Source organism: Haemophilus parahaemolyticus, assembly GCF_018373095.1.
Lineage (GTDB): Bacteria > Pseudomonadota > Gammaproteobacteria > Enterobacterales > Pasteurellaceae > Haemophilus_A > Haemophilus_A parahaemolyticus_A.
This window is the reverse complement of record NZ_JAHAHT010000094.1, coordinates 1-6,772: the sequence shown is the minus strand read 5'-3', so window position 1 is coordinate 6,772 and position 6,772 is coordinate 1. Positions and strand designations below refer to the sequence as shown.

Here is a 6,772-nt window from a genome sequence, read left to right as displayed (position 1 = left end):
CCCCTACCGGACTTGAACCAGTGACCAAGCGATTATGAGTCGCCTGCTCTAACCGACTGAGCTAAGGGGGGATATAAAAACTTTGTAGATTATATAAGAAAGTAATAATTTCGTCTAGTAATGATCGCCTATTTGCCTGAAAAAAAGGCGAGATAAAGTAGATATTATTATGTAAGCGGCCTAGGCTGACCGCTTCTACATAAAAACTAAGCCTTACGCCATGTCGTTCCATTTGGCGTATCTTCAAGCACGATATTCATTGCTTTTAATTTATCACGTACTTCATCCGCTATAGCCCAATTTTTCGCTGCTTTCGCTTCATTACGTTGTTTGATTAAAGCTTCGATTTCCGCTGCTTCATCATCATTCGCTCCCCCTTTTAAGAAGGTTTCTGGATCTTGCTCTAATAAACCAAGCACGCCCGCCAACTCTTTTAAGCAAACTGCTAAACCATTCGCTGTTTCGGCATCTTCTGTTTTAAGTTTATTCACTTCACGAGCTATTTCGAATAAGACGGCTAATGCTCCTGGTGTGTTGAAATCATCATCCATTGCGATTTTGAACGCTTCAACATATTGCTCTCCGCCCTTTGCAGGAACAGTTAGATCGCACCCACGCAATGCCGTGTATAAACGTTCTAGTGCCGAACGTGCTAAATTTAAGTTATCAATGCTGTAATCAAGCAAGCTACGATAATGTGCTGTTAAGAAGAAATAACGTAAGCTTTCAGCGTCATATAAATCCAACATATAGCGAATACTGAAGAAGTTGCCGAGCGATTTTGACATTTTTTCTTTATCAATCGTCAGCATCCCCGTATGGAGCCAGTAGTTCACATACTCACCATGATTTGCACAGCAAGATTGGGCGATTTCGTTTTCATGGTGTGGGAACATTAAATCTGAACCTCCGCCGTGAATATCAAAATGTTCACCCAGTTCTTTGCTATTCATGGCAGAACATTCAATGTGCCAACCTGGACGACCGTTACCCCAAGGGCTTTCCCAACTTGGTTCATTCTCTTTCGACATTTTCCATAGCACGAAATCCATTGGATTTTTCTTCACTGATTTGATTTCAACGCGAGCCCCCGCTTGTAGCTGATCTAAATTTTGGCGAGAAAGAGCTCCATATTTCGGGAAAGATTCCACATCAAACATCACATCGCCATCTACTGCCACATAGGCGTGTCCGTTAGTGATAAGCTTTTCCACCATCGCAATAATTTCAGGAATATGATGGGTTGCACGCGGCTCAACATCTGGGCGAAGAATGTTTAATGCATCAAAATCTTTGTGCATTTCGGCAATCATTCGATTAACTAGCTGATCGCAAGTTTCATTATTGTCAATCGCACGTTTGATGATTTTATCATCCACATCGGTAATGTTACGTACATAATGCAAGTTATAACCAGAATAGCGAAGATAGCGTGCGATTACATCAAAAGAGACAAAGGTACGACCGTGCCCAAAATGACAAAGATCGTAAACCGTTACACCACAGACATACATCCCAACTTGGTTGGGATTAATCGGTTTAAATTCTTCTTTTTCACGTTTTAGCGTATTGTAAATTTTGAGCATAAAGTCCTCGTTAATCTTTCAGCGGGCAGACTTAAGCCTGCAAGTTCATAGAAATAAGAAAGCGGACTAAAGTCCGCCCTACGGAATATAGTTAAAGTGTAGCAAATAAGCGGTCAAAATAAGAGAATTTTTTACAAATGCAATTAATATTTCACCGTATGCCCATAGCTTTCAATAATACCTTTGATACGCTCTAGTGCCTCTTTCGGTGGTGGTAATACGCCTTCTAATTCATATTTATAACCCAAAGTTTCCCACTTATGTGCACCTAAACGGTGGTAAGGTAAGAGTTCTACTTTCTCTATATTTTCCATACCTTGAATAAACTGCCCTAAACGGTGAGCAGAATCATCGTCATCGGTATAGCCTGGTACAACCACATAGCGAATCCAGGTACGTTTGTTAAGTTTTTGTAAGTAACGAGCAAAATCTAACGTACGCTTGTTTGATACACCGACGAGATCTTGATGAATTTCATCGTTTAGTTGTTTTAAATCTAACATTACTAAATCAGTAACTTCCAACATTTCATCAACAACAGGACTATAGTGCCGTACAAAGCCATTGGTGTCTAAGCAGGTATCAATGCCTTTGGCTTTACAAGCTCGGAACCAATCACGTACAAATTCCATTTGTAACACTGCTTCGCCGCCAGATGCGGTAACACCACCGCCTGTCGCTTTCATAAAATGTTTATAAGTTACTACTTCTTTCATTAGGTCTTCAACGCTAATCAATTTACCGCCATCTAAATCCCAAGTATCGCGATTATGGCAATATTTACAACGCATTAAACAACCTTGTAAAAAGAGAATAAAACGAATCCCTGGTCCATCTACGGTACCGCAAGATTCATAAGAATGATATCTAGCCATCACTGACATAATGTTCTCCTAATAATTCGTTCGTAATATGTTGAAATAAATAATCTGTACGAACTTATTTATTTCAAGATACTAAATAATAAACCTAACTAAATCTGTTGATATATAAGCAATTTAAATAAAACAAGCGGTCAGATTATACAACTGTTTTGCAGAATCTGACCGCTTTAATTTACCTTAGAACACTAAATTTAAATTACATACATTCTGTGAATGTACGAGTAATTACGTCTTGTTGTTGTTCTTTAGTTAATGAGTTGAAACGTACTGCGTAGCCTGAAACACGGATTGTTAATTGTGGGTATTTTTCAGGGTGTTCAACCGCATCTAATAAGGTTTCGCGGTTTAATACGTTTACGTTCAAGTGTTGACCGCCTTCCACTTCTGCCTCGTGGTGGAAGTAACCATCCATTAAGCCCGCAAGGTTACGTTTTTGTGATTCGTAATCTTTACCTAATGCGTTTGGTACGATTGAGAAGGTATATGAGATACCATCTTTAGCATACGCAAATGGAAGTTTAGCCACAGAAGTTAAAGACGCTACCGCACCTTTTTGGTCACGACCGTGCATTGGGTTTGCACCTGGTCCGAATGGCGCACCAGCACGACGACCATCAGGCGTATTACCAGTTTTCTTACCGTAAACCACGTTAGAAGTGATAGTAAGAACTGACTGTGTCGGAGTCGCATTGCGGTAAGTTTTGTGTGTTTGAATTTTCTTCATGAAACGTTCAACTAAGTCACAAGCGATTTCGTCTACACGGTTATCGTTGTTACCGAATTGTGGATATTCGCCTTCAATTTCGAAGTCTAACGCTACGTTTGAAGCGACAACATTACCATCTTTATCTTTGATGTCACCACGAATCGGTTTAACTTTCGCATATTTGATTGCAGATAATGAGTCCGCCGCAACAGAAAGGCCTGCGATACCACATGCCATTGTACGGAATACATCACGATCGTGGAATGCCATTAATGCCGCTTCATAGCTGTATTTATCGTGCATGAAGTGGATGATATTTAATGCAGTCACATATTGTGTTGCTAACCAATCCATGAAGTGATCCATACGATCCATTACATCGTCGAAGTTTAGATATTCGTCTGTAATTGGTGAAGTTTTTGGACCAACTTGTGCACCAGATTTCTCATCGATACCACCGTTGATTGCGTATAACATTGTTTTCGCTAAGTTTGCACGCGCACCGAAGAATTGCATTTGTTTACCCACAACCATTGGCGATACGCAACATGCGATTGCATAGTCATCGTTATCGAAATCAGGACGCATTAAGTCATCGTTTTCATATTGTACTGATGAAGTATCGATTGATACTTTTGCACAATAACGTTTGAAACCGTCCGGTAATTGTTCAGACCAAAGGATAGTTAAGTTTGGCTCTGGTGATGGACCCATTGTGTAAAGCGTATTTAAGATACGGAAGCTGTTTTTGGTTACTAATGTACGACCGTCTAAGCCCATACCTGCTAAAGTTTCAGTTGCCCACATTGGGTCGCCTGAGAATAATTGATCGTATTCAGGTGTACGTAAGAAACGAACCATACGTAATTTCATTACTAAATGGTCGATTAACTCTTGCGCTTCTTCTTCTGTGATTTTACCTGCTTTTAAGTCACGTTCGATATAGATATCTAAGAATGAAGAGACACGACCGAATGACATTGCTGCACCGTTTTGTGATTTAACTGCAGCAAGGTATGCGAAGTAAGTCCATTGAACCGCTTCTTGTGCTGTTTCAGCCGGACGAGAAACGTCAAAACCGTATGAAGCAGCCATTTGTTTGATTTGACCTAAAGCACGGTGTTGTTCAGCAATTTCTTCACGTAATTGAATGGTTGCTTGAATATCTTCACCTGCTTCTAAGCGTGGTTGTAATGATGCAAATTGACGTTGTTTGTCTTTCATTAAGAAATCTGCACCATAGATCGCTAAACGACGGTAGTCACCGATGATACGACCACGACCATACGCATCTGGTAAACCTGTGATGACACCTGATTTACGGCAACGTAAGATGTCTGGCGTATAAACATCGAATACACCTTGGTTGTGAGTTTTGCGGTATTCAGTAAAGATTTTTTCTACTTCAGGATTTAAAGTACGACGATAAATATCGCAAGAACCTTTAACCATTTTGATACCACCGAATGGAATGATGGCACGTTTTAATGGAGCATCTGTTTGAAGACCGACAATTTTCTCCAATGCTTGGTCAATATAACCAGGTTTGTGAGAAGTAATCGTAGAAGGAATATCGCAGTCGATATCGTACGGTTCGTGCGTTTTATTCTCAACTTTGATTTTTTCCATCACTTCTTCCCATAATTTAGTGGTTGCAGCAGTTGCACCCGCTAAGAAAGACTCATCGCCTTCATATGGAGTATAGTTTTTTTGGATGAAATCACGCACGTTTACTTCGGTTTGCCAGTCACCAGCAGTAAAACCTTCCCATGCTTTTTGTTGAGTTTCAGTTAATTGAGTCATTTTAAATCCTCTATTTGTTTTAAATAAAATTTGTGATGCCGAAACATCGTAGTTTGTAAAATCTCTGCGAAATTTGACCGCTTACATCTTAGTTCAACTTCTCGCCAGATTTATAAATAGGTTATTTTTAGTGCTTACGAATATATAAGAACCACTGCACTAAGCCGATAAAGAACACGCCACCTACGATATTACCTAAAGTAACGGGAATTAAGTTATTTACCACAAAATGATATAAATCTAAGTCTGCATATTGCATTGGATCAACGCCAATAGCTGTCCAGAAAGAGGCATCTGAAGTATGGGCAATGACCATTCCCATCGGAATCATAAACATATTTGCTACACAGTGTTCAAAGCCAGATGACACAAATAACGCAATAGGTAAAATCATAATAAAGGCTTTATCGGTTAATGATTTCCCTGCATTTGCCATCCAAACAGCAATACACACCATAATGTTGCACAAAATACCTAGTGTAAAGGCTTCTATCCAAGAGTGATGAATTTTATGTTGTGCCGTTTTTAAAATGGTCAATCCCCATTGACCATTTGCTACCATCATTTGACCTGAAAGCCAAATTAAAACCACAACGCTTAAACCACCGATAAAGTTTCCACCATAAACGATAAACCAGTTTCTAAACATTTGGAACCAAGTAATACGGTGCGTTGCTTTTGCGACTGCGGTTAATGTAGATGAAGTGAAAAGTTCTGCTCCAAAAATCACGCACATAATCACGCCAAGAGAGAACACCATACCACCTACTAATTTAGATAATCCCCACGCAACATCTGCTGTGCCTGTTTGCGTTGTAGTATAAAAAACGAAAGCAAGACCGATAAAACCACCGGCTAAAATTGCAGAGATAAAAGAATAGAGTTGATGTTTAGTTGCTTTATAAACTGCACCATCTTCGGTAATTTTCGCCATTTCAGCAGGAGAAAACATAGGCAATCCTTTTATGTTTACATTGATGCTTATTCAATAATTTTTCTGAATAAACTAAAATTGAAGGAATAATAAGATTTGTATGGAATTATAGACCTGTTCCACCAATCTGAAAATCAAAAACTTACCTATTTAAAGGGATTTGAGTATCTTTTTTTGATGTATCTCAATTTTATAAAAAATAGTAAATTTTTATTAAAATTTATTTAACTAATCATTAACTTTTAACCAACTATATGATCACAGATTACTTTACTTCTCTTTTAAACTTGCTTTTTTCTAGCGAACATCAATTCATTGTAATGTTTATTAGCAGCCTTATTAGTGCCTCATTATTACCTGGAAACTCTGAAATTATATTTACCACTATCGCAAGCCAACTCATCCTTTCAGAGCAGTCTCTCTACTCTTTTTCATTATTTTGGCTAATCATAATTGCAACCCTCGGCAATACATTAGGAAGCTTAATTACTTTTGCAATGGGAAAGTTACTCCTAGAGCCAAAAGCACAAGAAAATAAATATGCACACTGGGCAATTAGCAAGTTAAATCGTTATGGCAGTTTGATACTTTTACTAAGTTGGCTACCTATTGTTGGTGATCTATTGTGTGGATTAGCAGGCTGGCTTCGCCTGCCAATTTTGCAAAGTACAATTTGCATTTTGATAGGAAAATTCATCCGCTATATATTACTTTTAGTAGGGATTTATCCGATGGTAAAATATGTTTTATAAGATATTAAGTATATTCTAAGAGCTATAAATGCTTTTTTTAAAACACTTTCTTAAATGGTTTAATAATTACATCACCATAAACCCCAGCTTCTACATATGGATCTTCA

Annotated in this window: 5 protein-coding genes and 1 pseudogene; 1 reads left to right on the top strand and 5 read right to left on the bottom strand. The window is 38.5% G+C overall.

Annotated elements, in window-relative coordinates:
* Positions 1-206: 206 nt before the first annotated feature.
* The 4 genes from cysS to focA form a co-directional block, all read right to left on the bottom strand.
* Positions 207-1,586, bottom strand: a complete 1,380-nt coding sequence (gene cysS / locus KH943_RS08445) for a cysteine--tRNA ligase (protein ID WP_304109951.1) — start codon at positions 1,584-1,586, stop codon at positions 207-209.
* A gap of 143 nt (positions 1,587-1,729) precedes the next feature.
* A complete protein-coding gene (pflA, locus tag KH943_RS08440) occupies positions 1,730-2,470 on the bottom strand; it encodes a pyruvate formate lyase 1-activating protein (RefSeq protein ID WP_304109949.1) in 741 nt (246 codons plus the stop codon).
* A gap of 196 nt (positions 2,471-2,666) precedes the next feature.
* Positions 2,667-4,979: a formate C-acetyltransferase gene (gene pflB / locus KH943_RS08435; protein WP_304109947.1), complete on the bottom strand. Its 2,313-nt coding sequence runs from the start codon at positions 4,977-4,979 to the stop codon at positions 2,667-2,669.
* 127 nt (positions 4,980-5,106) lie between these two features.
* On the bottom strand, positions 5,107-5,931 hold the full coding sequence (gene focA / locus KH943_RS08430; protein ID WP_304109945.1) for a formate transporter FocA: 825 nt from the start codon (positions 5,929-5,931) through the stop codon (positions 5,107-5,109).
* Between the two features lie 239 nt (positions 5,932-6,170).
* Here focA and KH943_RS08425 point away from each other — a divergent pair, with 239 nt between their 5' ends.
* Complete coding sequence (locus KH943_RS08425) at positions 6,171-6,665, top strand: YqaA family protein (protein ID WP_304109953.1); 495 nt, start codon at positions 6,171-6,173, stop codon at positions 6,663-6,665.
* Between the two features lie 37 nt (positions 6,666-6,702).
* Here the strand turns inward: KH943_RS08425 and KH943_RS10235 are convergent.
* Positions 6,703-6,772: pseudogene (locus KH943_RS10235) on the bottom strand (YciI family protein); the annotation flags it as partial.